This window comes from Shewanella sp. DW31 (genome assembly GCF_015767295.1).
Lineage (GTDB): Bacteria > Pseudomonadota > Gammaproteobacteria > Enterobacterales > Shewanellaceae > Shewanella > Shewanella oncorhynchi.
The window spans coordinates 129,032-155,265 of sequence record NZ_JADWMP020000008.1 but is presented as its reverse complement, the minus strand read 5'-3'; the positions used below and the strand labels follow the sequence as shown (position 1 = coordinate 155,265).

Sequence of the window (26,234 nt, the reverse complement as noted above, 5' to 3'; positions counted from 1 at the left end):
AATTAAGTGATCCAAATGCTACATTATTGAAAGTAAAATGAGCCTTTTTACGCCTCAACTAAGTGTTGATGATCTTAGATGAAATATCACAATAAGCGAATCAATCTGTTGGTAAGCCTAAGGATTAATACTAAGACAGCAGGAAAGTTCAAAATTTTACCCGCTTAAATGTATCAAAACAACTGAGCTGATGTCACTGAAACTGCGGATCTATTTTAACATTTCATTGCCTGAACTATTTTGGCAGAAAAAGTGTCACAGATAATCCACCTTGATCCCTAGGCGCAATCACTAAACGACCTTGGTGCAATTCTATGATGTGATAGCAGATAGACAAACCTAATCCCGCGCCTATGCCTTCATTTTCATTCACACGATAAAAACGTTCTGTCGCATTGGCAATCTGCGGCTCTGTCATGCCTTGGCCTCGATCCGCGACACAAATACCGATTTCATCATCCAAAGCATGGGCCGACACTGAAATTTCCGATTCCTGTGGGCTGTATTTACAGGCATTTTCAATAATATTCTTCAGTACAAGCAGCAAATAAAAACGATCACAGGTCACCGTTAGATTGGATGCGATATCGATATTCCATTCATAATCTGTGATTTGTGGCATTAATTGATTAAGCGCATCTTCGACCATAGGCAAAATGGCGTGGGATGACACATTAAGCTCATTAATCGAGTCCACCCTTGCTAATACGAGTAATTGTTCAACGGTATGACTCATGTGCACTACGCCAGCATCTATCGCAGCTAAATGGAATTTCTGCTGCGGATCATCATCAATCAGACTCTCTAAGCCATGTTGATGTAATTTAATCACAGATAATGGCGTTTTAAGCTCATGGGCCGCATCGGCGCTAAAACGACGCTCACGGGCAATAAATCGCGCGATACTATTGATATATAAGTTCAATGCGCGCCGAACAGGGACTAATTCTTTAGGCAATGACATAGTCAACGGGGTCAAATCGTTGGGTGCCCGTCCAATTAATTCTCTTTCAAAGGTTTTTAATGGCCGAAACAAGAGATAAAACAAGAAGCTAACAATAATTAATGTTAAAGGCACTACCATCAAGGGCACGATAACGGCATTATGCATGATTTGCGATACAAGCTCTTGGCGTACTTCATCCTGTTGAGCAGTGACAATCCAAACATGATTTTTAACCGAAAAAAAACTGAACACATGCCAGAGTTCTCCTTCGAACACTTTCTTATGATAACCCTGTACGAATCGACTGATAGGTTGATGACCAATATTATCCGATAAAACTAAGGCTTCACCCGCCTCACTCCAGATTTGAAACGCCAATTTATGCTCATAGGCCAGTTTCAGCGCATCGGCCTTTTCGGCAAAGGAACTGATCTGGCTATCGGGAACGTGGAGCACTTGGGGTATGACGAGATCCTGAGCTGTTGCATCGGGCTCAGTATGATAGAACAACTCCAACATTTTAGCGGTTTGGAGCATTTGCGCATCGAAGAGTTCTTCTATTTGATGCTTAGAATCCCGAGTACTCAACCAACTAGACACAGCGACGGATACTGAAATACCTGACAAAATTAATAATGTCAGTACCAAACGCAGTGAATACACATCTAGCCCCTTTAATCGAATCACTTCTTTTTCCTAACGACTATACTTCAAGTCATCACTGCATTATCAGTACCCACAAAAGTGGAGCTTGTCACTTAACTCTTCAAATTAATTTATTTCAATCAAGGTATAGCCTATTCCACGCACGGTTTTGATTAATTCATTGGCAAGTTTTTTGCGCAGATGGTGGATATGCACTTCTATTGAATTACTGCCGACTTCATCCCAGCCATAGGTTAACTGTTCTAACTGGCTGCGGGTCAATACACGCCCTGCCGACTGAGCGAGTTCGAGCAGTAATTGAAATTCACGCCGTGAAAGCAGCACATTTTGATCGCGAAAGGTCACTTCACGGGTATTTAAATCAATGCAAAGCGCACCAATAATCAAACTGTTGTGATCGAGCCCATACTGACGTCTGACGATAGCACGAATGCGCGCGGCTAATTCACGCACATCAAAAGGTTTACCGAGATAATCATCGGCGCCCATGTCTAAACATTCGAGCTTAGTATCAAAATCCGTATTAGCGGTCAGGACTATTGTGGGAATTGACACTCCCTGCTGACGCCAAGCTTTAAGCAACTCTTTACCATTACCGTCAGGCAATCCCAGATCGAGCACTATGGCACTGAAGCTTTCATTTTTAACCCCCAGCAAGGCTTGCTGATAACTATTAAGGTGATCAACTTGCATGCCCAGCTTCGCCAAACTCAAGCAAATTCCTTGGGCTAATAACTCATTGTCTTCAACCAACATAATACGCATTCAATGTCCTTAACTGAGCCCTAACGGAAAATACTGAACTTAACACCTTGTTGCTGTAAAAAATCTTCCGCGTCTCGCCCCTGCAGCATAGCCATAGTGGCGAGCATACCTGCAGTCACGCAGTTTGGCCCTAACACAGTCACAGAGCGCGGCGCATGGATAACGGGATAGCCAGTGCGTGGGTCGACAATATGACCGTAACGCTTGCCATCGACTTCAAAAAAGCGCCGCGTATCGCCACTGGTCGCTAATGCACCCTGACTAATCGCCAGTACACTCGCAGCGTGGTCAAGGTGTCGTGGATCTTCAATTCCCACTTGCCATGGCGTCACTTTGGACACGGGACAAGCGATATCACCGCCAAAATTCACTAACACTGGAATGTCTGGATAACATTCGGCTAACTCATAGGCGACTCTGTCGACCGCATATTCTTTTGCGATACCACCAAAATCCAATTTCATTCCTGTTGGCATCTCAATATGGCGCGAATCAAACTCGATACGCTCAAACCCCACTAAGGCTTTCGCGACAAGTATGCGGCCATGTTCGGGTAATTGGGCTTTGGGATCAAAGCGCCACAGTTCCATTAACGGCCCAGCAGAAATATCAAAGAGTCCATCACTGAGCTGAAAACATTGTTTAGCAAAAGCTAATAACTGCCAGGTTTCTTCATCGATAAGCTGCTTATGACCATTGGCATGGTTTAATTGCCACAGACAATTCTGCGCGATAAAGCGACTGTACTTATGTTCGATACGCAGCGCCTCAGTGACTGCCATGTCCAACATATCGTCTGCAATATCAAGTTGATCGCACCCAATGAGTATTTCACAGGGATTCGCCATGGCCCTAAATTCACCCACATAACCCCAATCACGGCGCTGCAACGAATAAGGTGCGGTCTTTAGGGACGATGTCGACATCATAAATCACCTCTTCACATGGCATCCCACAGGGATTCCGATTGAATAAGTTCAGGGGTAAATTGAGTATGGGTAGCTAAGCTACCCATACAGTTTAACGCCTTGCTATCTGAGCCAGTAGCATTATTTCGTATTAAAAAGAATAACTAAACTGTGCTGTAATTGCCTTCTGAGTCGGAAATAGATCGAAGTTTTGCAGCTCTCCAGGAATCGTAGCGCCGTTATTTTTCGGATCCTGTTGGTAATACTCTAAGCGATACGACATTTCATGACCGCCCGATAATCTATGGCCAAATTTAACCCCAATCGTATAAGCCGACATATCACCGATACGATAATCGGCACTGGCAAACTCAGGCAATGGCGTATCAGCCATCAAGAAAGGTTGATAGAAGTTAGCCGCAGTTTGTTGGTAATAACGTAGATGTAATTGTCCATAGAAGTTGCCGGTAAAGTAATACCGATAATGGGTTTCTAAGGTATGTGATGTGAGGTCCCAGTCATCGGTATTATAACGATAGGAAAAATCCACCACACCCGCATCTAATGCGCCTTTGGTCATCACGTAAAAACTGTGCTTCAAGCGCGAATCGGGGCGGCTCTCATACAATAAATCCTGAGTAATGCCGTTGTTATCCACCACACTGAGCACCTTGTAGGGATCCGTTAAATAGCCATTCACACTCGACAAGCCGTAATTGGCTTGCAACAACCAGCGCTGACTAAGCACTTGGGTGATACCTAACATCACATCCGCGGTCTGCTTATTATCACTGCCACCTTGACGGGTCGCATCGAATGCGCTGCGATAAGCTTCCTCACTAGTGAAGTTATCGCGAATGACCATCGAAGATAAATCCACCGGACGACCGCCAACGGGGTCAACCACATCGAAACTATAAGCCGTACCTAAAAATAAAGTGGTGTTGTCTTTATTAAACCCTCGCTCAATTCCGGCATTGATGCCCATTGACATATAATCAAACTCTTTCGAGCCATATGCGCCAACATTGAGTTTCCAATCTGGTGTTAGCACTTCACTCCAACCGACATTGGCTTGTACGCGAGTATCGTGAAAGGTGTCATCTAACGGCGTTTCTCCCGCTGAAACATGATATTGACCATTACCAGATGGTCGAGTAAACGTTTGGCTGGTACTTTGGGCCACGGCGCCCGATGCTGAAGGCCCCGTTAGACTGTCAACCACGAGTTTGAGATCCAGCACACTGTCATCGCCAAAGGCTTTTTGCGCTGTGCCTATGGCTTCGATGGCTTGTACTCTATCTTGCTCACCGTAATACATTAACGCAGCATCGATCTTCCAGTCGTCAGCTTTTTTAGATAATTCAGTCGCATGGCCACTTGTTGCAAACAGTCCACAACTGGCTAATGCGAGAGCACCCGCTATCTGCTTCGATTGTTTTGTATTTATTGGGTTCTTTTTTTGAGTCATAGCTGACAACACCTGTAGGTCACTTCCATCTATTCAATACCGCGGGATTTCGCCCCAGATTTTAGAACATCTGCTCGTCACATTTGTTTTAGTACGTCTGTTCATTACATCTGTGCGTTACATTTATTCGTAACATCTAAAGGCAAATAACACCAACGGAGAGTTTAGTTACAGCCACATCCGCCACCGGCAAATGCACGACCGCCGCTACTGCCTTCTTTACTAAAATAAATATGATCATCGAGTGCTAGATCGAGCTTTTCACTGTCGAGCGCCATATCGCTGCGGGCCAACTGGCCTTTCTCCCACGGCTGCACTCCTAAACTTGAACATCCACTCAAACCTATGATGAGCGTTACTGCGACTAATGCGGGTTTAAGCATAAATTACTCCTTCAGTAAATTGACGAGCTCTTGCTCGTATTCAGCGGTTTTATCGGCATAAAAGCCAACATGATGCTGTACTAACTGACCTTGTCGATTGAACATAAAACTGCTCGGCATGCCCAGCAAATCGAAACTGCGCGCGACATCACCTTCTGGATTGAAACGCACTGAAAAATTGGCAGGGACTTGTTTTAAGAATTCTTGGGCTAACTCGTTATCTGTATCTAGATTGATTGCCACAACAGCTAATCCCTGATCTTGATACTTTTTTTGGATCTCATTCATCCAAGGAAACGATTTACGGCAAGGGCCACACCAGGATGCCCAAAAATCGACATAGACGACTTTGCCTTTAAACTCACTCAGGGAAACAGCTTGGTTTTGCGCGTTAAACACTTGATAGTCCAGCGATGGCGCGGCTTGTACGCCTGCGGCCAATAAACTGAGTAACAATAATATTTTCTTCATAGCATATTCCGCATTAACGATTACGTTCGAATCTATTAACTGAATCTTAAGGTTTTCTTAAACAAGCTTATATAAGTTTAATTAACCTGCTCGCCCAGACTCACCACGCGAATGAACCATAGTCATCTGCATCGCCTTAATCACATGAGCGCTGATTAAGTGACCGATTTCATCCAAAATGGCAAATGTGAGACATTTTGTCCCATTAGAAAAAGTGAAATCAGATCTGTGTCATGTTAATTAAATGTCAAAATCAGTTCGGTCACATCTCTTAAAAAATCTTGATATACATCAATAATCTTTACACTCCAACGGCCTAAACTGACACTGTCAATTATGTAAACCCTTACCAATTTACATTTAAATAACAAAAAAGGTTGACCCATGGACACACATGCAGCCCTATATGAACAGGGAAAGGCGCGCTTAGATGCGTTACGCCAATTCGCTCCCCGTCAACAACAATCGCTGATTGAGAAAATGCAACAGCACGGCATTAGCCGCCGTGATTTTATGAAGTGGAGTGCCATGGTGACGAGCATGCTCGCATTGCCGCTCCCCTTTAGTAACTTAGTAGCCGAAGCTGCCGAATTAGCCGACCGTGTACCCTTAATCTGGTTACACATGGCCGAATGTACTGGCTGCTCAGAATCCTTAATTCGTACCGATACCCCCAATCTAGATTCGCTGATTTTTGATCATATCTCCTTGGAATATCACGAAACCTTAATGGCTGCTGCGGGTTGGCAAGCCGAAGAAAACCTCGAAAATGCACTCGAAACCTACAAGGGCCGCTATTTACTGGCCGTTGAAGGGGCGATTCCGACCGCCAATAACGGCAGCTTCCTCACTGTGGGCTGTAAAGGTCACACAGGATTAGAAATCATCAAACATGCTGCAGAAGGCGCAGCCGCGATTATCTCTGTTGGCACTTGTGCGGCGTTTGGTGGGGTGCAAGCCGCTTATCCAAACCCAACGGGGGCTAAAGGCGTGCATGAAGTGGTCAGTAAACCCGTGATTAACTTAGGCGGTTGCCCACCGAGTGAAAAGAACATAGTCGGCACTTTGATGTACTTCATCATGTTCGGAAAATTACCTGCGCTGGATATGTTTAATAGACCTAAATGGGCTTACGGCGCACGGGTACACGATAACTGTGAACGCCGCGGCCGCTTCGATGCCGGTGAATTCGTTGAAGAATTTGGCGATCACAGTGCGAAAGAAGGTTACTGCCTTTATAAAGTCGGTTGTAAAGGTCCTTACACCTACAACAACTGCCCAACCGAGCGCTTTAACCATCACACTAGCTGGCCAGTACTCGCTGGACACGGTTGTATGGGTTGCTCAGAACCTAACTTCTGGGACGATATGGCTGACTTTGAAAAACCCCTTGGCCGTCAACTCCTCCATGGATTGGATGCGACCGCAGATACTATTGGTGCGGTGATTTTAGGCGCGACTGTGGTGGGCATTGGAGCCCATGCCGTTGCCAGTATTTTTGCCAAACCGCTGGAGGAATAACCCATGAGCAAGCGCGTTGTTATCGACCCTATCACACGTATCGAGGGTCACTTACGTATCGAAGTCGAAGTTGATGAAAATAACGTCATCAACAAGGCTTGGTCATCCTCCACACTTTGGCGCGGTATTGAAGTCATTCTCAAAGGCCGCACGCCTATGGATGTTGGCCTTATTGTGCAACGTATCTGTGGCGTATGTACTTATTCCCACTACCGCTGCGGTACTGAAGCGGTTGAAAATGCGCTAGGAATTCAAATTCCATTGAACGCGAGATACTTACGTTCATTAATGCAAACCTCTTTATACATGCATGACCATATTGTGCATTTCTACCATCTACACGGCTTAGATTGGGTTGATGTGGTTTCTGCACTGAGCGCCGATCCTGCTAAAGCGGCACAAGTTGCCCTGAAATACACAGACCATCCCATAGCGGCGGGTGAAGGTGATTTAAAAGCGGTACAAGAAAGAGTTAAAGGCTTTGTCGAAACGGGAAAATTAGGTCCATTTGCCAACGCTTATTGGGGCAACGGCACCTATAAATTTACCCCAGAGCAAAACCTTATCGCGCTATCTCACTACCTTAAAGCGCTTGAAGTACAACGTGTTGCGGCAGAAATGCTAGCCATTTTTGGTGGAAAATCACCACATCCACAATCCGTTGTTGTCGGTGGTGTGACTTCGGTGCGCGACATGCTCAGCCCTGCTCGCCTGCAGGAATGGAAGCAAAAACATGCGACCGTGACTGACTTTATCCTGCGTGCCTATCAAGCAGATATCGTGATGGCGGCCGAAGCCTTTGGTACTGAGCCTAGCGTGTTGGGCGGCGTAAACGTGAAAAACTTCATGGCGACCGATGACTTTGTGTTAGCCAATGGCGAATACATGTTTAATCAAGGCGTGATCATGAATGGCGACCTTGCTGGCGTCAGTGATGTGAATCCAGATCTGATTGCCGAAGACGTCAGCCACGCTTGGTATAGCGCCGATGCACCGCAACATCCCTATGACGGTACAACGATTCCTAATTACACGGGTTTTGTTGAACGCGACACTGTCTACGGCAAATTGCCAACACTGGATGGTGATGGCAAATACTCATGGGTGAAATCTCCTCGTTATCAAGGTGAACCTGTCGAAGTGGGTCCACTCGCCTGCCTATTGGTGAGTTATGCCCGCGGTAACAAGGTGGTCGTGGATTCGGTCAATGGCCTGCTCGCTCGCACAGGTCTACCCGTAGCGGCTCTATTTACCACTTTAGGTCGCACTGCAGCCCGTATGTTACAGACAGTCATCGTCGCCCAAGAAGGGTTAAAAACCTTTGATGCGCTGTTGACGAATATCCAGTCCGATGAATCTACCTATGTAAAACCCAATATTGATCCAAATAAAGAGTATGTAGGTCACGCCATGATCGAGGCGCCACGCGGCATGTTAAGCCACTGGATCCGCATTAAAAATGGAGTGATTGAGAACTATCAAGCCGTCGTACCAACGACCTGGAACGCAGGTCCTGTGGATGCCAACGGTAAAATGGGTCCCTATGAAGCCTCTTTAATTGGCTTGAAACTGGAAGATCCTACTAAGCCCCTTGAGGTGATACGTATTATTCACTCATTTGACCCTTGCATGGCGTGTTCTGTACACGTAATGGATTTCAAAGGCCAAGCATTGAGCGAGTTCCGTGTCAGTCCCAATGGTCAATAATCGAGGGAGGGAACGCAAAATGAACCATTCTGCAACCCGCATTCGGACACTGATTTTTAGTCCGGCAATACGGATTTTTCACTGGCTCAGGGCACTGTCAATTCTGGTGCTAGTGATCACCGGATTCTATATTGCTTGGCCGTTTCTGGTGGCGCCTGAAAGTACGGACGTACTCGTACAAGGCTGGATCCGCTTCGCTCATCTGATCTGCGGTTTTGTACTAACCGCAATCACTTTAGTGCGCTTCTACCTGTATTTTTTCAGCCGAAGCGACATTGAGCGGCGCTCATTTCGCGATGTCATGAGCGTAAAAAGCTGGATCACCCAGCTGAAATCTTACTTATGGATGGGGCACTTACATAAAGCCGGTGTCTATGGACCGCTGCAATTTGTGACTTATGTAGCAATCTCACTGGTCGCTCTTGTGATATGTATAACGGGTCTGGTGTTGTATGCCAATGTGTATCACCAAGGTTTAGGTGGCATGCTTTGGGGCAGCGCCGCTTGGATCACGGCACAAATGGGTGGGCTAGCACAAGTTAGGATTTGGCATCACTACCTCACTTGGGCATTTGTTATCTTTGTGGTTATCCACGTCTATATGGCGGTTTGGTCAGGGATACGCTTCAAACATAACTCAGTTGACTCGATTGTCTCTGGCTATGACTACCCAAAGCCAGACTCACACCACTAGGAGTCCAATGAAGATATTGCTACTCGGTATTGGCAATGTCCTGTACGCCGATGAAGGCATCGGCGTACATTTTGTCAATTATATAGCTGATAATTATCAGTTTACCCATGAGTCCCACCAGCTAACGCTGCTCGATGGCGGCACCTTGGCTCAGGGACTTATCCCTATTATTTGCCAATACGATTATTTAATCGTGGTCGATACTGTTAACGCCAATGGCGTAGAAGCCGGCGAAGTCTATTTCTTCGATTTTGATAAAGCGCCGAAGGAAATCGACTGGCAAGGCAGCGCCCATGAAGTCGAAATGCTGCAAACCCTCAATATGATGGAAATGGTCGGTGACAGGCCTAAAACCTTCGTGCTGGGCGTCACCCCAACAGTGCTCGAACCTATGGTGCTAGGCTTGACCCCTAAAGTCGCCGCCGCGGTACCTTTAATGGAATCAAGCTTGTTATCCCACTTAGCCTCCCTTGGGTTCACTGCGACGCGTGTTGCCGAGCATAGTATCGACTCGCTGATCCCTGACTCTTATAAACGTGGCGTTACTACTGGTGAAAGTATATAGAAGATGAAAAACATCAGATTTGATTTTACCTGCTCACGTCAGGTGCCTTTGTACGCGCATTTATGTAATCAATATCTAAATTATGATGAACTAAATATCAGCATAGGCTGTGATGGTCAACATAGCTCAGGTCAATATAGTGGCCAACATGACTTTGGCCCCCAAAGCTATTTTATTGAAGCTCAGGGCGAGCAAAACCAACTAGAACAATTGGCCGATGCCATTGCAGCGGACTTTTTGATTTCCGCTTGGTTGATTGACTCTAGTATTAAAGTCATCGACGAGCCCCAGGGCAGTAAAACCTTACTGCCCTTTCCACAGTCTGGATCAAGCCCTGCCATAGTGCCTTTTTGCCAGCATTGTTATCCGTTGATTGGCGATAATCAGTCGGCTAAGTTTGGCACACTCGATTTAATTTGCCCTTGCTGCAAGGGCGAAACACAATTAACGTCCGCACAAAAAGCGTTAACCTTGTCAGATATTAAAGCCATGGCACAGGGACTGCTGACACAAGGCCCGCTGATATTAGCGGCCGCCGATAATCTGCAACTTAGTCTGACACCGTTTGCTCAGCCCTTAGGCGAGCGGCCACAACTGTTAATTTGTAATCCCAATACGCTGAATGCCCATTTTTGTCTGAACGATGCGCAGGTACTCGCGCTTTCGAGTATTGAAAAGCCGCTTATCTGCGCGAGACCCACGCAAGAACACGACAAACTCAGTGCACCACTGTACGACATTTGCTTTGCCTACAGCCGAGTGATCTTAGTGCTCGGGGAAGTATTACGACAAAAAGGGGTCGATTGGGTTTACATTAAAGGGCCGCATAATAGGCCAAAGCTAGCGTGGGTCGATGGTGCTTGGGCACAAATCGCCAGTCACGATTTAAGCTCAACACAGGTTCAAACCAAGCACTTTATCGCTCCAGAACCCTTAAGGGAAAAAGTCAGTTTTCACGGCTATCAAGCCCAATGGCAAGCGTCGAAACGTTCACGATCGCACCAAGGCGAACTGAGTGTGGCAGTATTAACTCAAGTAGCGTCAAGTGAAGACAGTGATATTCATTGCACTAGTATGCTAAGCGATAATAATCAAAATACAGTCAACACAGAAAATCACACCCTTGCAGACGCTGCGCTATTTAGTGCGCTGCTCAACGGTAAGTTTACCAGTCATAAACAGGCAAAAAATGCCGCGGTCATTTACTTAAGCCATACCCACGCCAGTCAAATTGTCACCTGCGATAATAAGGGCGACACCGAACTCTTCTTTGCCCTGCCCGAGCTGCCCGATAACGGTTACGAAATCTTCCATCAACTGGACAGCAGTCCGCAAAAAGCCGTAGCGCAAAAATTTAAGAGCCTGTTCCCCGAAGATTACCTAAAACTTTTAAGCCTAAAGCTTCACGGCAGACGGGACAACTTACAAAGCCTGTGGGCGATTGCCGCCATATTAATTGGCCTTAATACACAAGAAGAGACTCAAAGCCAAGCAAGGCTCAGCGATGCACTCATGGCCGCCGCCATGCGCTACCACGGTGCCAATGCACCGCGTATCGATTATCCGCTGACCAAAGGTGAAGCCCACCGCAGCCTAAATTGGTGTAAAACCTTAGGCACAGTGTTAAGTTTTCGTATTGCGGGTAATGACGATCCGAGTCAGCTCGCCTTTGCGATGCAAGACTCGCTGGCGGACTATTTATCTAACTGGATCGAGCATATCGATTTAAATATCGGCGTGCACAATATAGCCTTAGCGGGCAATGAATTAATCAATGAAACCCTGTGCAAACGCATCAGCTTGCGCTTAGGCAAAAACTTTCCCTTAGTGGTCAATCGCAGCCTAGATTTAGACGGCGATAACTTAGCCGTTGGGGCACTTTACGTTAAGCAGCGACAACTAAATGCCCATGATTAGGAGGCCAAAAGTTAAGTCACAACGCATAAAGCCACATAGGCACAATAGTCGCCACAAAAAGCACAGTGACCTGCAGATAAAACGAAGGCTGGCGTTGGAATACCTTGTCCACAAGGGAGCCACGTTAAAACGCTGTCAGTTGCACGTCACTGGCATAGTACAAGGGGTGGGATTTCGCCCCTTTGTCTATCGTTATGCCCTTGAGTTTCAACTGACGGGCACTGTGCTCAACAATGCCAAGGGCGTGACCATTGAGCTGCAAGGTAATGATGAAAACCTCACTCGCTTTATCACTGCACTCAATACCACTCCACCGCCACTCGCCCGTATCGACAATATCAGCCAAATACCACTGCCGATTTTATTAAGCGAAACCACGTTTGAGATTATAAAAAGCGACAGCCATGAGGACGATGACCCAAGTTCACCGATAGGTGCACTGGTGGCGGTATCGGCAGATAAAAGTACCTGCCAAGATTGCTTGAACGACATGCATAATCCTGATGACCGCCACTTTGGCTATGCCTTTACCAACTGCACTAACTGTGGCCCTCGATACACGATTATCAATGCTTTACCCTATGATAGGCACAACACCGCTATGGCCGATTTTGACATGTGTCCCGAGTGCGCCAAAGAATATCAAAACCCACTCGACCGCCGCTACCATGCCCAGCCCATAAGTTGCCCCGCCTGTGGCCCCAGACTCAGTTTAAAAACACCGCAAGGGGAATACATCCTTCCCAGTGCCTCAAATGTCAGCGCACCTGAATTGAGTACGGACCTTGCGGTACTGACAGCAGCGGCTGACAGATTACGCCAAGGGCAGATTCTGGCAATTAAAGGATTGGGTGGATTTCACTTAATCTGTGATGCCCGAAGTGACAATGCCGTCAACGCACTCAGGCTGCGAAAACAGCGCCAGGCCAAGCCGCTAGCGGTGATGATGGCGGATATCACCATGGCGCAGCACTATGTCACAGGGACGGATGCCGAGTGGCGAGTGCTGAGTTCGCAGGAAAGGCCCATAGTGCTGATGAGCAGCCGAGCCGAACATGATCTCAGCTTAGCTGTCGCCCCCAATCTGAATAAACTCGGGGTATTTTTACCCTATACACCGCTACATCATTTGCTATTAGGTCTCTTCAAAGGGCCATTAGTTGCAACTAGCGCCAATGTTTCCGGTGAACCTATCATCACTGATTGTGATGAGCTTATTAGTCACTTAAGCCATGTGGTGGATGCGATAGTCGATCATAATCGGCCGATTATTAATGGCTGTGATGACAGTGTGGTGCAAGTGATCCAGCCGCAACTGGATTCCTCCGCAGAGGTGCAAGTATTGCGCCTCGCCCGCGGCTATGCACCGTTAAGTTTCCCCTTAGAGATACCGATGACCCCATCGATTTTGGCCGTGGGCGCACAGCAAAAAAATGCCATCGCCTTAGGCTTTGGCAATAATGTGTTTTTAAGTCCCCATATTGGCGACCTGTTCAGTGTCAGCGCCGAGCAGTATTTTGAGCGCACCTTAGCCACTTTTTCTCGGTTGTATCACTTTACGCCAAATCTTATTATTTGCGATAAACACCCAGATTATGCCCCTTCACGCTGGGCTGAAATGCACTCAAACTCGAGTGTAAAACTCAGCGATACCCGTCAAAATCAATGTTTATCGGTGCAACACCACCATGCCCATGTGCTCAGCGTAATGGCAGTTAACCAATATCGAGATCCCGTATTGGGCTTTAGTTTTGACGGTACTGGGCTTGGCGACGATGGCAGTTTATGGGGCGGTGAAGTGCTATTAACTACGCTCGATAAAGCGCAGCGACTGGTGCACTTTGAGCCTATAGCCCTGCTAGGCAGCGAGCAAGCCATTAAGCAACCCGTGAGGTTGTTACTGGCATTATTGTTCGAGCAAATGAGCCTCAATGCTGTGCTCGCATTGCAATTACCTATATTAAACAACATGCGCCCAAACACTCTGACTAACTTACATAAGATCTGGCAGAACGGCAGCGCGATAAAAACCTCCTCTGTCGGGCGACTGTTCGATGCCCTCGCCTGCGCCTTAGGCTTAATCGAAACAACACTGTTTGAAGGCCAAGCGGGCATGGCAATAGAAGCCGCGGCCAATCGCGCCGATGCATTAGCCCTTGAAGTCATTTCGCTTAACTTACCTCTTGACATCGACCAGTGGCGAAGCAGTGAGATGTTCAAGCAAATTGTTGAATTGATTACAGCACAACCGCTAACAGACAATAGATGCTATGCCATCGCCCGCGCCTTTTTACACACATTAGGTGATGCTATCTGTGATTATGCTGCCCAGTATCAACACCTCCCAACCGTGCTCTGCGGTGGCGTATTTCAAAATAAATATCTATTGGAATACTGCCTGAGCAAGCTCAGCGCCCAAGGAAATAAAGTGTTATCCAGTAAACAGATACCCATCAATGATGGCGGCATCGCCCTAGGCCAACTTTGGTATGGCATTCATCAGAGTCAATAACCTTACTTATTTGATAACCCCTGATGTTCGCTCGCCATTTTTATCCCCATAAACCTGACGAACATCAAAGATCCGTAGCGCAATTTGTATCACACTCAACATTAGCGTAACCAAATTAACGATTCGTACATCAATCATTATTTGTCAGGCAAAGTCCTCGTACTCTGCCGATACAAGGAGAGGTAAAATGTGTAAAGACTGCGGCTGCTCCCTTACCCGCCACGACCATGATCATCTAGGCGCGCATGCCCATAGCCATGAGCATAATCATGACCATTCACATACTCATGAGCATAGCCATCAAGAGTTACACACAAATCCTCAGTTAAACGATAAAAAAACCTTGTCAGTCATCCACAAAATTTTAGATAAAAATGATGTCGAAGCTGGACATAACCGCGCCCACTTTGAGGCACATAACATTACTGCCTTCAACATCATGAGTAGCCCGGGCAGTGGCAAAACCACCCTATTAGAAAATCTCAAAGAATACACTAAGCTCAACTATGCGGTGATCGAGGGCGACTTAGAAACCTCCCGCGATGCCGACCGCTTAATCGCTAAAGGCATTAAGGCCTATCAAATTCAAACGGGCAGCGCCTGTCACCTCGACGCCTTTATGGTGCACGGTGCCCTACATCATCTGCCGCTTGAAGGACTCGATATTTGCTTTGTCGAAAACGTCGGTAATCTCGTCTGCCCAGCCAGTTATGATGTGGGCACTCACAAAAATATCGTGCTGCTATCAGTGCCAGAAGGCGATGATAAGATTGAGAAATATCCTGTGATGTTCCGCCGCGCCGATGTAGTTTTTATCACAAAGTGCGATCTACTGCCCTATTTTGATTTCAAGATGGACGAAGCCAGAGCGCAGCTTAAAAAACTCAATCCAGCAACTCAAATTATTGAAGTCTCAATTAAAGATGGCGACTCCATGCAGGCTGTAGCCGCTTGGCTTAAAGACAATATTCGAGGTGCACAATAATGTGCTTGTCCATACCTTCCCAAGTGGTGGCGGTCGATATTGAGCGCCAGAGTGTCACCGTCGATACCTTAGGCGTGCGCCGCGATGTCAGCAGTCATTTAATGAATGAGCCACTGGAAATTGGCGACTATGTACTTATCCATATTGGTTTTGTGATGAACAAAATTGATAAGGAAGATGCGCAGCAAAGCATTGATCTATACAAAGAAATCGTCACTAAGCTTGAAAATGAAGCCATACACTGACCATCAGCAGTGCAGGATTAAATCGCAAGGCGCACCCCTATCGAGTGCACCGAGGAAAAAGCATGCTTGAACTAAAACACCTCTATCAAGGCTTTCGCGATCCCCAAACGATTGCCAATTTAGCACGGGATATTCAGTTAACCGCTAAATTGGTTAAGCAACAAATCAATATCATGGAAGTCTGTGGTGGCCATACTCATACGATTATGAAATACGGCTTGCTAGATTTACTGCCGGATAATATTGAATTTATCCATGGTCCTGGCTGCCCAGTGTGCATTATGCCTAAAGAGCGCATTGACCAAGCCGCGGCGCTTGCCTCCCAAGAAAATGTTATTCTTGTGACCCTGGGCGATATGATCCGCGTGCCCGGTTCTCAAGGCTCTTTAGCCAGTTTTAGGGCCAAGGGCTGCGATATTCGCCCAATTTACGATCCCTTAGATACGCTCAAAATTGCCCGCGACAATCCCGATAAAACCGTAGTGTTCTTCGCCATTGGCTTTGAAACCTCAACCCCAATGACAGCAATTTTGTTACAACTGGCCGAACAAGAAAAACTCGAAAATCTACTATTTCATATCAATCATGTATTAGTGCCCCCCGCAATTGATGCCGTGATGCACGACCCAAAAGCGAGGGTCAACGCCTTTATCGGCCCAGCCCATGTGAGCGTGATCAGTGGCGCAAAAATCTATCGCAGCACAGTCGAAAACTATGGCACGCCCGTAGTGGTCGCAGGATTTGAGCCCGTCGATGTGATGGAGTCGATTTTACGGATTGTGCGCCAAAAAGCCGCGGGCAAAGCGGAGCTCGATATCCAATACAGCCGCGCTGTATCGGAGGACGGCAACCTCACGGCGCAGGCCAAAGTAAATCAATTCTTCAATGTCAGACCGCAATTTCGCTGGCGTGGACTAGGCCCAATCCCCAATTCAGCGCTGCAGCTTAAACCCGAATATGCCCACAGAGACGCCGAACTGCGCTTTAAAGACCGCCTACCTGTGAAGGAAATTGACGATCATAAAGCCTGCCAGTGCGGCGATATACTTCGTGGGCTTGCTAAACCAAAGGACTGTAAAGTTTTTGGCCGCGGCTGCAATCCCGAAACGCCCTTAGGCAGTTGCATGGTCAGCTCCGAAGGTGCCTGCAATGCCTATTACCGCTATCAAGGTATCGATATCAAGGAGCCACATCATGGCTGATACGCTTAAAGATAAATCCATTCAACTCAGCCACGGCGGTGGCGGCAAAGAAATGAATAAACTGATCCGTGATCTGTTTTTTGCCGAGTTTGATAACCCAATTCTTCGCAGCGAAGAAGACGCTGCCAAACTCGATTTGCACGGTGCCAACGCCTTTACCACAGACTCTTTCACCGTATCCCCTTTATTTTTTGCCGGTGGTGATATAGGCAAGCTTGCCATCGCAGGCACAGTCAACGATCTCGCTATGATGGGCGCAGAACCTCAGTATTTGAGTTGTAGTGTGATCATCGAAGAAGGCTTTTCTATCAAGGATTTAACGACGATTGTCCGCAGTATGGCGAAAGAATTAAAACACAGTGGTGCACGGATAGTCTGCGGCGACACTAAAGTCGTACCCAAGGGGTGCGCCGATGGTTTATTTATTAATACCTCAGGCATTGGTCGTATCTTGCGTCCCAATATTTCCGCGGCGAATGTCACCGTAGGCGATGCCATTATTGTTTCCCGTGATATTGGTTGCCACGGTGCAGCGATTTTAATGGCGCGTGAAGGACTAACGCTCGAATCAGCATTACAAAGTGACTGCGCCACGCTCTGGCCCATAGTCGAGCAATTGATCGCCGCCAATATTCCCATTCATGCGATGCGCGATGCGACTCGCGGTGGCTTATCGGCAGTGCTCAACGAATGGGCCGTCGCCTCCAATGTCGGCATCACAGTGAATGAAGCCAGTATTCCCGTTAGCGATGAAGTCAAAGGTCTGTGCGAACTCTATGGTTTCGAAGCCATGGATCTTGCCAACGAAGGCACTTTCATTCTCGCCGTTCCCAACGACATCGCCTTAGGTGCGCTCGAGATCATGCAACGCTTTGGGCGCTGTGAGCATGCAGCGATAATCGGCACTGTGAGTGAAGATTTAGTGGGGAAAGTCGTACTAAGAACGCCTTGGAATACTAAGCGTTATCTCGATCTTCCCCAAGGTGAACTGCTGCCAAGGATTTGCTGATGCACGAATATTCGATTGTGAGTGCCCTGATTGAGCAATGCGAACAGCACGCGCAGGCCAATCATGCCGATAAAATCACCCGAGTGGATATCAAACTGGGAGTCATGAGCGGGGTTGAACCTAGCCTGCTACAAACGGCCTTCGATACCTTTAAGCTCGATGGGATTTGCAAAGAAGCCCTACTCAATATGCAAATTCAGCCGCTAGTGATACTTTGCCAAGACTGCCAGACTGAATCCGTACTGAGTGAGCGCACGGTCGTCTGCCCTGCGTGTCAAAGCTTTCGTACTCGCGTACTCGATGGCGAAGATATGTTACTGATGCAACTTGAGATGGAACAGAACGAGGATTAATCATCCACGATACGCATTGTTAACGACAACGCTATTGATAAAACGCTCTATAAATAAAGAATGCTATCAATAAAGAACGCTCTTCAACACAAAAATGGCTTCGAGCACTTCGCGCTCAAAGCCATTTTAAACCACACTATTTCAGTCACGCTATATCAGCCGTAAATAGAAGCTTCACCCTCTGGGCGCGTCTTGAGAACGCGCAGGAACCACATATACTGCTCTGGGTAAGCTAAGATCACTTGCTCGACCACTTTGTTCAGTGCCAACGCCTCGTTTTCTTTGCCCACCATCTCTTCAGGCGCAACGGCCGCCATCACGGTGAGATCAAATTGGCGTGTCGCTTGGTTGTAGCCAATCTTTACTGGCAGCACTTGGGCATTACCCGCCTGCGCTAAACGCCCAACAACAGGTAGCGTTGCCTTCACTGTGCCTAAAAAAGGCGCAAACACGCTTTGTTCAGGACCTAAGTCTTCATCGGGAAGATAAAAGAAACTGTTACCGCGCTTAAGCTCAGCCAATAACGCCCGAATGCCCGCCTCGCGCATATACACATGGCCACCACAAATGCTGCGTACACGATTACTAAACCAATTAAATAAGCCGTTTTTATGGGCTTTGGCCATAGTCACCATAGGCAACTCAAGGTTAAGGCGTAAACCAGCATAATCGATAGGCCACACATGGGGCATGATAAAAATGATCGGCTGCCCCGCAGCCTGCGCTTTAGTCACATGTTCAAAGCCGATTAAATTAACTCGACGACGTAAATGCGCTTTTGAGCGTACCAGCAATTCGCCCTGTGCTAACAACACCAAAACGAAGTTTTGCACGTTCTCACGGATTAACACTTCAATCTCGGCGGCAGATTGTTCAGGAAAGCACGCCCTTAAGTTGGCTCTCGCAACGCTAATAGGCTTTTTGGCAATTGGCATCACTATTTTTGCCAATAATCTTGCAATAGGATCACGCAGCCATGCGGGCATGAGTCCGAAAATTACTAATAGACCAATCACTAACCAAGTGGCCCAGTATCTAGGGTGTAATAAGGCGAGTTTAAAACGACGGTCAAAATGTTTGGGCTGTCTTGACAAAGAATTCACCTCAGACAGTGGATAAAAACAATGGAGATATTGCACGAAAAAATAAACAGGAAAGCCACTCTCTAAGGAGTGGCTTTCCCATCAAACAAACGAAATTACTTACCCGTGTTTGCTGCTTCTACACGAGTTTTCAGCTTTTGGCCGGGACGGAAAGTCACGACACGACGAGCAGAAATGGGGATATCTTCGCCTGTTTTTGGGTTCCTTCCCGGTCTTTGATTCTTGTCCCTAAGGTCAAAGTTGCCAAAGCCAGATAACTTGACCTGCTCACCACTTTCAAGTGCGCCCCGAATCTCTTCAAAGAACGACTCAACCATCTCTTTGGCGACACGTTTGTTCATTCCGAGTGTTTCAAAAAGATGTTCTGCCATTTCGGCTTTGGTAAGTGCCATACTTTAATCCCTCAACGATGCGTTGAACTCGGACTTAAGGGCAGAAACGACTGAACCAACGGTCTCAGCAATCTCTTTTTCCTCAAGCGTACGAGTAGTGTCTTGTAATGTAAGTGCTATCGCCAGGCTCTTCTTGCCGGGTTCAACACCTTTACCTAAGTATACATCGAACAAGTTTATGCCAACCAACTGATTTTCGCCAACTTTTCTTATCAATTTCATTACATCACCTGCAGATACACTCTCATCTACTACGACTGCGATGTCACGACGATTAGCTGGAAACTTAGATACAGCTTGGGCTAGCGGCAAACTGGTATGCAATAAAGCATCCAATTCCAACTCAAAAACGATGGTTTTACCATTGAGTCCAAAAGGCTTCTCCAAACTAGGATGGATTGCACCTATATGACCGATCACTCGATCATTTCTCAATATTTCAGCACATTGCCCCGGATGGAGAGCAGAATGCGTCGCTCCTCTAAAGCTAAATTCTGATGCGGAAACTGTCAAGCCGATAATTGCTTCTAAATCACCTTTAAGGTCGAAAAAATCAACAGTTTTCGATTCCATAGCCCAATGTTCATCATTTTGGAGCCCAGTAATGACACAAGCGAGCATTGCTTGCTGTCTTACACCGGATTCTGCATTGATATCAGGAACAAAGCGCAGGCCAGTTTCAAAAAGTCTCACGCGACTCTGTTGACGACTTTGGTTGTAGCCAACGGCGGCCAATAAACCGGTGAACATTGACAGGCGCATGGCCGACATTTCACTGGAAATTGGGTTTGGTAACACCATAGCGTCTAAACCAGGGTGAACCAGATTTTGCAGTTTTGGATCGACAAAGCTGTAGGTTACCGCTTCTTGGAAACCACGAGCGACCAATAAGGCACGCACGCGTTTTAGGCTTAAGTCAGATTCTTTATGATCTGACATACGCAGTGCGGCAACAGGCGCCGTATTCGGGATATTGTTATAACCGTAAATACGGGCAACTTCTTCGATCAAATCTTCTTCAATCGCCATATCAAAACGATAAGTCGCGGTAGTGACCTGCCAACTATCTTGGCCAACAACCACACTAAAACCTAAACGTTGTAGGATTTCAACGACATCGCTATCAGGTACATGGTGACCTAAAATTCGATCTAACTTGCTGCGACGTAAAACGATTTGTGCAGGTTTGGGTAAATCAGCCTCTGATTTAGCCTCAACTACAGGGCCAGCTTCACCGCCACAGATATCCAGAACTAAACGCGTAGCACGGTCGATAACCTTGTGTTGCATCTCAGGGTCAACACCACGCTCAAAGCGGTGTGATGAATCTGTATGCAAACCTAAACGACGTGACTTACCCATAATGGCAAGCGGCGCGAAGAAGGCACATTCAAGCAGTATGTCTTGGGTCGTGTCGCTCACGCCTGAATATTCGCCGCCAAACACACCAGCAAGGGCTAATGGACGCGCATCATCGGCGATCACTAAGGTATCGCTTGGGATGGTCACTTCGCTGCCATCAAGCAGGGTGATTTTCTCTTCGCCAGTGCCTAAACGCACTTGGATATCGCCTGTTAATTTGGCCAGATCGAAAGCGTGCATAGGTTGACCGAATTCAATCAACACAAAGTTAGTGATGTCTACGATAGGATCGATAGAGCGAATACCGCTACGACGCAGTTTTTCCTGCATCCATAATGGCGTAGGCGCTTTTACATTGACGTTTTTAACCACACGGCCTAAGTATCGTGGACACGCTGCAGGCGCGTTAACGTTAATCGTGACCTGTGCATCTGTCGTTGGCGTGACGGCTTGCCACTGTGGCTCAACCACTGTTTGGCGGTTTAACACGCCCACTTCACGGGCAAGACCTGCCATACCTAAGCAATCGGCACGGTTAGCCGTTAAATCCACATCGATAACGGCATCATTAAGTTGCAGATAATCACGGATGTCAGTGCCTAATGGCGCGTCCAATGGTAATTCGATGATGCCATCGCTTTCGACGTTGATGCCAAGTTCGCGGTACGAACACAACATGCCTTCTGATGGCATGCCACGCAGCTTGGCTTTCTTGATTTTGAAATCGCCAGGTAATACGGCGCCAACCATAGCCACGGCCACTTTAAGACCCTGACGGCAGTTTGGTGCACCGCAGACGATATCGATAAGTTCGCTACCACCAACGTTGATTTTGGTCACGCGCAGTTTATCGGCATCGGGATGCTGACCACACTCCACCACTTCACCAATCACGACACCGCTAAAATCGGCAGCCACGGCTTCAACGTCATCGACTTCGAGACCGGCCATAGTGATCTGGTGGGATAATGCTTCACGGCTGACTGAAGGGTTTACCCATTCACGAAGCCAAGATTCGCTAAATTTCATGCTATTACAGCTCCGTTATTTAAATTGCTTCAGGAAACGTAGGTCGTTTTCGAAAAACGCACGTAAATCGTTTACGCCGTAACGCAACATAGTTAAGCGCTCGACACCCATACCAAAAGCAAAACCAGAGTATTTTTCTGGATCTATGCCAACGCTACGCAGCACATTCGGATGTACCATACCGCAGCCAAGCACTTCTAGCCATTTACCATTTTTGCCCATCACGTCCACTTCCGCTGAAGGTTCAGTGAATGGGAAGTAAGATGGACGGAAACGCACTTGCAGATCTTCTTCGAAGAAGTTACGCAGGAAGTCATGCAAAATGCCTTTCAATTCGGCAAAGTTCACATGCTCATCAACCAACAACCCTTCCACTTGGTGGAACATAGGCGTGTGAGTTTGGTCGTAATCGTTACGATAAACACGACCCGGAGAAATAATGCGTAATGGTGGCTTTTCAGTTTCCATAGTACGGATTTGCACGCCCGAAGTTTGGGTACGCAGCATCAGTTTAGGATTGAAATAAAAGGTATCATGATCAGCACGCGCAGGATGGTGCTCAGAGATATTCAGTGCGTCGAAATTGTGGAAATCATCTTCAATTTCAGGCCCCTGCTTTACCGAGAACCCTAATTCCCCGAAAAAGGTTTCGATGCGCTCAATGGTTCGAGTCACAGGATGTAAGCCACCGATCTCTTGGGTGCGGCCTGGCAAAGTCACATCAATCTTTTCAGCGATTAATTTGGCTTCCAATTCCGAACTCTTCAGACCATCGATGCGCTCAGTTAATTTTTGTTGAATAGCCTGTTTAGCATCATTGACCGCTTGGCCAAAGGCTGGCTTTTCTTCAGGGCTTAAGCTACCCATCATTTTCATCATGTCGGTGATCTTACCCTTCTTACCAAGGTAATCGACACGGATATCATCCAGTGCTTTTAGATCACTGGCCTGGTCAATAATGACTAAGGCTTGTTCTACGATCTCAGTTAACTGCTGCATTTTCTCTTCCACTGCATAGTCGCGCTTGATAAACAAGTGCTATGGGCGCCAAACTTTCAGGCTATTTGGGTGCTCAGGTTATCGGGCGTTAATGCCAGACGCTTTGCTAGCTATAACGAAATAAAAGGATAGAAATTTTACGCGAGCGAGCGGCATATTACTAGGGCTTATTGGGGGTTTTTATCATGCAAATTCATGTGTTACCCCAGTTCAGAGCCTGAGTTTTGCTCAAGGGGAAACCCAAACCTCGATTCTGACGTAAACAACTTCCGCTTTCAGCCACTAGCAGCATTTGTAACTAAACTGTAAACTCACACCTGTACCTTGCCAAAGTTGCAGCAAACAACACAATAATGACTGCAATTAGACTACATTAACCATATAAATCATTACAAAACAGAAAACTATAAAGTCTATGGCAAACTGACCGATATAAATTCGGTTCATGGCCCATTTTATCGAGGCACTCATGAAAGAAGTAAAATTTCGCTGGATAGATCAATATCTTATCCATATGACCTTAAAAACTAAATTCGCTATTCTCTCTATCGTTCCTATGTTGATGATTGTTGGACTGGCGCTTTTCCTAGATAACCAATCCCAGCAAACCTTAATTCAAGGACAGCTCAACAGTCTGCAAAATGCTTCACAACAAATTAACCAAGTCACTGGCAGCTTATATAACAAACTACCAGAGCAAGAACGCCAAACTATCCTTAGCCAGCTAAGTCGCGAAATCAAAGGTAATGTCAGCATTGTTTTGGTAAATGAAGCCGACAGTAAAGCGCAATCCATCGCTCGCAGTGGCGGTGGTATCGATGATAGCGGTAAGCAACCTAGAGCTGTGAGTCGCGTTAACGATCAAAACCTGATCACGATTATTCCCCTAGACAGCAAAGAAATTGATGCCTTGCTCGCCAACGATAACCTGCTGGTTTATGGCCTAATGGCGGCACTCTTGTTTGTGCTATTTTTGTTCAGCTATTACATTTCAACCTTCGTAGGCGGCGCACTTTATACGACAGTGATGGCATTAAAACGGGCCGCATCGGGTGATTTAACGGGGCGTTTAAACTTCTTCGAAGTAAAAGACGAGTTCAGTATCTTAGCCATCAGCATAGATACCTTAGTAGAACGTCAACATACCTTAGTAAAGCAAATCGCAGAATCGACCGCTAAAATACGCGAAGTTGTATTATCGTTTCGTAGCACAGCGCAGCAAGGTCAATCCTTGGCGGTAAACCAGAGACAACATCTGGACTCCTTAGCGACGGCAATGGAAGAAATGACCGCCGCAGTGAAAGAAGTTGCCCGCAATGCCGAACAATCCTCAGCCGAAACCCAAGAAGCCAATCAACAGGTTAGCGCGGGCGGGAAAGATATTGAAACCACAGTCAAAGCTATTGACGTGTTATCGGATGAGATCTCCGCGGCCTCAAATGCGGTGGGTGTACTCAATGACAACGCCAGTAAAATTGATGAAGTGGTGTCAACCATTAATGCGATTTCCCAGCAAACCAACCTACTGGCACTCAACGCGGCAATTGAAGCGGCACGCGCCGGTGAACAAGGTCGTGGCTTTGCCGTGGTGGCCGATGAAGTACGTACTTTAGCGGGGAGAACTCAGGCCGCAACGGTTGAAATCAAAACCATGATCGAATCACTTCAATCGGGTACTCGCAATCTGACACAAGTGATGTCACGTACTGTGAATCAAGCTAATGAAGGTAAACAACACGTACTGCAAACGGGTAAAGACTTAGAGTTTATCGCCCACCACAGCAACAAAGTGTTTGAAATGAGTGTGCTAATTGCGACCTCGGCCGAAGAGCAATCGGCAGTGGCCAACGAGATTGCGACTAACTTAATGGAAATTCGCAACCAATCACACGATGTGGAGCAATCGGCCAACCAGTCGGTTTCAGGTTGTGATGAGCTGCAAGCAACAGCTGGTCAACTTGATCAGTTGATGGTGGGATTAAAAATCTAGTCGAGCATTATTTGATGGAATTTAAATTCACTTAACACCCAAAATGCACAAGGGAGCGAATCGCTCCCTTGTTGTTTTCATTCTGACGGTCACGTTCCAATCAACAAGTGTCGTTTCAATTAATAAGTTAATTTTCAATCGATAACGCTACAGCAAAATGAATTCACGTCTGTTAATCAACGTCTTTAAGTGGCCATAGCACGATATGATCTTCAATATCCTTCACGCGTCTTTCATCCACCACCTTGCCTTGGATCGACATACCCGCTAAATGCATCGCTTCTTTGGAGCCTGTGAGCAGCGGATGCCAACTCGGTAGCTCACGCCCTGCCGCTAGGCGGCGATAGGCACAACTGTCGGGCAACCAAGTTAACTCATGGATATTATCAATCGTGATCACTGTACATTGGGGGACATAGGTGAAACGGTCACTGTAATGCTGACAGCCTGCCGTTTGATGATCGAGCAAAAGGCAAGCTGCATTGGTGTAATACAAGTCTTCGGTTTCATCATCTATCAACTTGTTTAAACAACATTTACCACAACCGTCACACAGGGATTCCCACTCGGTTGTGCTCATCTGCGCTAATGTTTTACTCTGCCAAAATGCCATGATTAACTGTATCTTCTTAATAAAAAACCCGCTCAATGCGGGCTATTTTACACTAATTTGTCGTCAGATACGCAATGCCACTGAGATTAACGAGTGTGGTTTCACGCGCCTGAGCTCATTAGCAGCGTCTTGATGCTACCCAGTTAATCTTTGATCCCAAGGCTCAGCTTATGCTCAGCCAATAAATTCACCTGAGGTGGTGGAATTTGTAAATAAAAGCCATTTTCTGCCATTGCCGCTCTGACTTTATGTATATCTGCCATACCTAACGCATCGCGTTTAGCGATAGGAAACACCATCACCAACTTTGGCACGCCAAACATTTCCATCAAAGGCACTGGAACATCGTCAAAACAATCTCTTTTCTTCACAAATAAATAAGTATCAGCCTTTCGGCTACTTTTATAAACGGCACATAGCATAAGA

24 protein-coding genes are annotated in these 26,234 nt (G+C 46.7%); 12 read left to right on the top strand and 12 right to left on the bottom strand.

The features are described from left to right. Window positions 1–235 precede the first annotated feature (235 nt). The 6 genes from GWI56_RS09325 to GWI56_RS09300 form a co-directional block, all read right to left on the bottom strand. Window positions 236–1,633 carry an ATP-binding protein gene (locus tag GWI56_RS09325; protein ID WP_198572740.1) on the bottom strand — a complete coding sequence of 466 codons (1,398 nt, stop codon included), beginning with the start codon at window positions 1,631–1,633 and terminating at the stop codon, window positions 236–238. Between the two features lie 84 nt (window positions 1,634–1,717). After that, on the bottom strand, window positions 1,718–2,377 hold the full coding sequence (locus tag GWI56_RS09320) for a response regulator transcription factor (protein WP_028760171.1): 660 nt from the start codon (window positions 2,375–2,377) through the stop codon (window positions 1,718–1,720). Between the two features lie 20 nt (window positions 2,378–2,397). After that, window positions 2,398–3,306 carry an FAD:protein FMN transferase gene (locus tag GWI56_RS09315; protein ID WP_198572739.1) on the bottom strand — a complete coding sequence of 303 codons (909 nt, stop codon included), beginning with the start codon at window positions 3,304–3,306 and terminating at the stop codon, window positions 2,398–2,400. Window positions 3,307–3,436: 130 nt separating this feature from the next. Beyond that, window positions 3,437–4,756, bottom strand: coding sequence for a DUF3570 domain-containing protein (locus GWI56_RS09310; RefSeq protein ID WP_198572738.1), 1,320 nt, complete (start codon window positions 4,754–4,756; stop codon window positions 3,437–3,439). Window positions 4,757–4,920: 164 nt separating this feature from the next. Then, window positions 4,921–5,139 (bottom strand): DUF4266 domain-containing protein, encoded by a 219-nt coding sequence (locus GWI56_RS09305; protein WP_028760174.1) that lies wholly within the window; start codon window positions 5,137–5,139, stop codon window positions 4,921–4,923. Between the two features lie 3 nt (window positions 5,140–5,142). Beyond that, a complete protein-coding gene (locus GWI56_RS09300) occupies window positions 5,143–5,610 on the bottom strand; it encodes a TlpA disulfide reductase family protein (protein ID WP_028760175.1) in 468 nt (155 codons plus the stop codon). A gap of 384 nt (window positions 5,611–5,994) precedes the next feature. On the opposite strand from GWI56_RS09300, the gene hyaA reads away from it, so the two are divergent. The 11 genes from hyaA to hypA all read left to right on the top strand — a co-directional run bounded on the left by hyaA (window position 5,995) and on the right by hypA (window position 18,320). Further along, entirely contained in the window at window positions 5,995–7,131 is a 1,137-nt protein-coding gene (hyaA, locus tag GWI56_RS09295) for a nickel-dependent hydrogenase small subunit (RefSeq protein WP_198572737.1), read from the top strand. 3 nt (window positions 7,132–7,134) lie between these two features. Then, the gene (gene hyaB, locus GWI56_RS09290) at window positions 7,135–8,838 is read left to right on the top strand and encodes a nickel-dependent hydrogenase large subunit (protein ID WP_028760177.1); all 1,704 of its coding nucleotides are present in this window, start codon (window positions 7,135–7,137) and stop codon (window positions 8,836–8,838) included. Between the two features lie 19 nt (window positions 8,839–8,857). Further along, a complete protein-coding gene (cybH, locus tag GWI56_RS09285) occupies window positions 8,858–9,532 on the top strand; it encodes a Ni/Fe-hydrogenase, b-type cytochrome subunit (protein ID WP_028760178.1) in 675 nt (224 codons plus the stop codon). 7 nt (window positions 9,533–9,539) lie between these two features. Further along, window positions 9,540–10,097, top strand: coding sequence for a HyaD/HybD family hydrogenase maturation endopeptidase (locus GWI56_RS09280; RefSeq protein ID WP_105252281.1), 558 nt, complete (start codon window positions 9,540–9,542; stop codon window positions 10,095–10,097). Between the two features lie 3 nt (window positions 10,098–10,100). Beyond that, the gene (locus tag GWI56_RS09275) at window positions 10,101–12,014 is read left to right on the top strand and encodes a NiFe hydrogenase (protein ID WP_198572736.1); all 1,914 of its coding nucleotides are present in this window, start codon (window positions 10,101–10,103) and stop codon (window positions 12,012–12,014) included. A 94-nt stretch (window positions 12,015–12,108) separates the two neighbouring features. Then, window positions 12,109–14,526 (top strand): carbamoyltransferase HypF, encoded by a 2,418-nt coding sequence (gene hypF, locus GWI56_RS09270; protein ID WP_198572735.1) that lies wholly within the window; start codon window positions 12,109–12,111, stop codon window positions 14,524–14,526. A gap of 187 nt (window positions 14,527–14,713) precedes the next feature. Then, window positions 14,714–15,511, top strand: a complete 798-nt coding sequence (hypB, locus tag GWI56_RS09265) for a hydrogenase nickel incorporation protein HypB (protein ID WP_113939527.1) — start codon at window positions 14,714–14,716, stop codon at window positions 15,509–15,511. Next, window positions 15,511–15,756: a HypC/HybG/HupF family hydrogenase formation chaperone gene (locus GWI56_RS09260; protein WP_028760183.1), complete on the top strand. Its 246-nt coding sequence runs from the start codon at window positions 15,511–15,513 to the stop codon at window positions 15,754–15,756. Before hypB ends, GWI56_RS09260 begins: the two co-directional genes overlap by 1 nt. A gap of 62 nt (window positions 15,757–15,818) precedes the next feature. After that, window positions 15,819–16,958, top strand: coding sequence for a hydrogenase formation protein HypD (hypD, locus tag GWI56_RS09255; protein ID WP_131525472.1), 1,140 nt, complete (start codon window positions 15,819–15,821; stop codon window positions 16,956–16,958). Next, entirely contained in the window at window positions 16,951–17,967 is a 1,017-nt protein-coding gene (gene hypE / locus GWI56_RS09250) for a hydrogenase expression/formation protein HypE (RefSeq protein WP_028760185.1), read from the top strand. The genes hypD and hypE overlap by 8 nt, the downstream gene beginning before the upstream one ends. Further along, window positions 17,967–18,320, top strand: a complete 354-nt coding sequence (gene hypA, locus GWI56_RS09245) for a hydrogenase maturation nickel metallochaperone HypA (RefSeq protein WP_168824038.1) — start codon at window positions 17,967–17,969, stop codon at window positions 18,318–18,320. Before hypE ends, hypA begins: the two co-directional genes overlap by 1 nt. Window positions 18,321–18,475: 155 nt before the next feature. Here hypA and lpxM read toward each other — a convergent pair whose 3' ends face one another. From lpxM to pheS, 4 genes are all read right to left on the bottom strand, one after another. Next, window positions 18,476–19,414 (bottom strand): lauroyl-Kdo(2)-lipid IV(A) myristoyltransferase, encoded by a 939-nt coding sequence (gene lpxM, locus GWI56_RS09240; RefSeq protein ID WP_198572734.1) that lies wholly within the window; start codon window positions 19,412–19,414, stop codon window positions 18,476–18,478. A 104-nt stretch (window positions 19,415–19,518) separates the two neighbouring features. Then, entirely contained in the window at window positions 19,519–19,815 is a 297-nt protein-coding gene (ihfA, locus tag GWI56_RS09235) for an integration host factor subunit alpha (protein WP_006081370.1), read from the bottom strand. A gap of 3 nt (window positions 19,816–19,818) precedes the next feature. Then, window positions 19,819–22,206 carry a phenylalanine--tRNA ligase subunit beta gene (gene pheT / locus GWI56_RS09230; protein ID WP_198572733.1) on the bottom strand — a complete coding sequence of 796 codons (2,388 nt, stop codon included), beginning with the start codon at window positions 22,204–22,206 and terminating at the stop codon, window positions 19,819–19,821. A gap of 15 nt (window positions 22,207–22,221) precedes the next feature. After that, window positions 22,222–23,205 (bottom strand): phenylalanine--tRNA ligase subunit alpha, encoded by a 984-nt coding sequence (gene pheS / locus GWI56_RS09225; protein ID WP_006081368.1) that lies wholly within the window; start codon window positions 23,203–23,205, stop codon window positions 22,222–22,224. Between the two features lie 469 nt (window positions 23,206–23,674). Here pheS and GWI56_RS09220 point away from each other — a divergent pair, with 469 nt between their 5' ends. Next, window positions 23,675–25,195, top strand: a complete 1,521-nt coding sequence (locus tag GWI56_RS09220; protein ID WP_198572732.1) for a methyl-accepting chemotaxis protein — start codon at window positions 23,675–23,677, stop codon at window positions 25,193–25,195. A gap of 172 nt (window positions 25,196–25,367) precedes the next feature. On the opposite strand, the gene GWI56_RS09215 is transcribed toward GWI56_RS09220, so the two are convergent. Both GWI56_RS09215 and GWI56_RS09210 read right to left on the bottom strand, forming a co-directional pair. Then, window positions 25,368–25,808: a YcgN family cysteine cluster protein gene (locus tag GWI56_RS09215; protein ID WP_028760190.1), complete on the bottom strand. Its 441-nt coding sequence runs from the start codon at window positions 25,806–25,808 to the stop codon at window positions 25,368–25,370. Between the two features lie 143 nt (window positions 25,809–25,951). Further along, window positions 25,952–26,230, bottom strand: coding sequence for a YcgL domain-containing protein (locus GWI56_RS09210; RefSeq protein WP_028760191.1), 279 nt, complete (start codon window positions 26,228–26,230; stop codon window positions 25,952–25,954). Window positions 26,231–26,234: the final 4 nt, after the last annotated feature.

What these genes read in the sequence shown, in the direction of transcription:
- GWI56_RS09320 (WP_028760171.1), bottom strand. Translation starts at nt 2,377, where the DNA reads ATGCGTATTATGTTGGTTGAAGACAATGAGTTATTAGCCCAAGGAATT.
- GWI56_RS09315 (WP_198572739.1), bottom strand. Translation starts at nt 3,306, where the DNA reads ATGATGTCGACATCGTCCCTAAAGACCGCACCTTATTCGTTGCAGCGC.
- GWI56_RS09310 (WP_198572738.1), bottom strand. Translation starts at nt 4,756, where the DNA reads ATGACTCAAAAAAAGAACCCAATAAATACAAAACAATCGAAGCAGATA.
- GWI56_RS09305 (WP_028760174.1), bottom strand. Translation starts at nt 5,139, where the DNA reads ATGCTTAAACCCGCATTAGTCGCAGTAACGCTCATCATAGGTTTGAGT.
- GWI56_RS09300 (WP_028760175.1), bottom strand. Translation starts at nt 5,610, where the DNA reads ATGAAGAAAATATTATTGTTACTCAGTTTATTGGCCGCAGGCGTACAA.
- hyaA (WP_198572737.1), top strand. Translation starts at nt 5,995, where the DNA reads ATGGACACACATGCAGCCCTATATGAACAGGGAAAGGCGCGCTTAGAT.
- hyaB (WP_028760177.1), top strand. Translation starts at nt 7,135, where the DNA reads ATGAGCAAGCGCGTTGTTATCGACCCTATCACACGTATCGAGGGTCAC.
- cybH (WP_028760178.1), top strand. Translation starts at nt 8,858, where the DNA reads ATGAACCATTCTGCAACCCGCATTCGGACACTGATTTTTAGTCCGGCA.
- GWI56_RS09280 (WP_105252281.1), top strand. Translation starts at nt 9,540, where the DNA reads ATGAAGATATTGCTACTCGGTATTGGCAATGTCCTGTACGCCGATGAA.
- GWI56_RS09275 (WP_198572736.1), top strand. Translation starts at nt 10,101, where the DNA reads ATGAAAAACATCAGATTTGATTTTACCTGCTCACGTCAGGTGCCTTTG.
- hypB (WP_113939527.1), top strand. Translation starts at nt 14,714, where the DNA reads ATGTGTAAAGACTGCGGCTGCTCCCTTACCCGCCACGACCATGATCAT.
- GWI56_RS09260 (WP_028760183.1), top strand. Translation starts at nt 15,511, where the DNA reads ATGTGCTTGTCCATACCTTCCCAAGTGGTGGCGGTCGATATTGAGCGC.
- hypD (WP_131525472.1), top strand. Translation starts at nt 15,819, where the DNA reads ATGCTTGAACTAAAACACCTCTATCAAGGCTTTCGCGATCCCCAAACG.
- hypE (WP_028760185.1), top strand. Translation starts at nt 16,951, where the DNA reads ATGGCTGATACGCTTAAAGATAAATCCATTCAACTCAGCCACGGCGGT.
- hypA (WP_168824038.1), top strand. Translation starts at nt 17,967, where the DNA reads ATGCACGAATATTCGATTGTGAGTGCCCTGATTGAGCAATGCGAACAG.
- ihfA (WP_006081370.1), bottom strand. Translation starts at nt 19,815, where the DNA reads ATGGCACTTACCAAAGCCGAAATGGCAGAACATCTTTTTGAAACACTC.
- pheT (WP_198572733.1), bottom strand. Translation starts at nt 22,206, where the DNA reads ATGAAATTTAGCGAATCTTGGCTTCGTGAATGGGTAAACCCTTCAGTC.
- pheS (WP_006081368.1), bottom strand. Translation starts at nt 23,205, where the DNA reads ATGCAGCAGTTAACTGAGATCGTAGAACAAGCCTTAGTCATTATTGAC.
- GWI56_RS09220 (WP_198572732.1), top strand. Translation starts at nt 23,675, where the DNA reads ATGAAAGAAGTAAAATTTCGCTGGATAGATCAATATCTTATCCATATG.
- GWI56_RS09215 (WP_028760190.1), bottom strand. Translation starts at nt 25,808, where the DNA reads ATGGCATTTTGGCAGAGTAAAACATTAGCGCAGATGAGCACAACCGAG.
- GWI56_RS09210 (WP_028760191.1), bottom strand. Translation starts at nt 26,230, where the DNA reads ATGCTATGTGCCGTTTATAAAAGTAGCCGAAAGGCTGATACTTATTTA.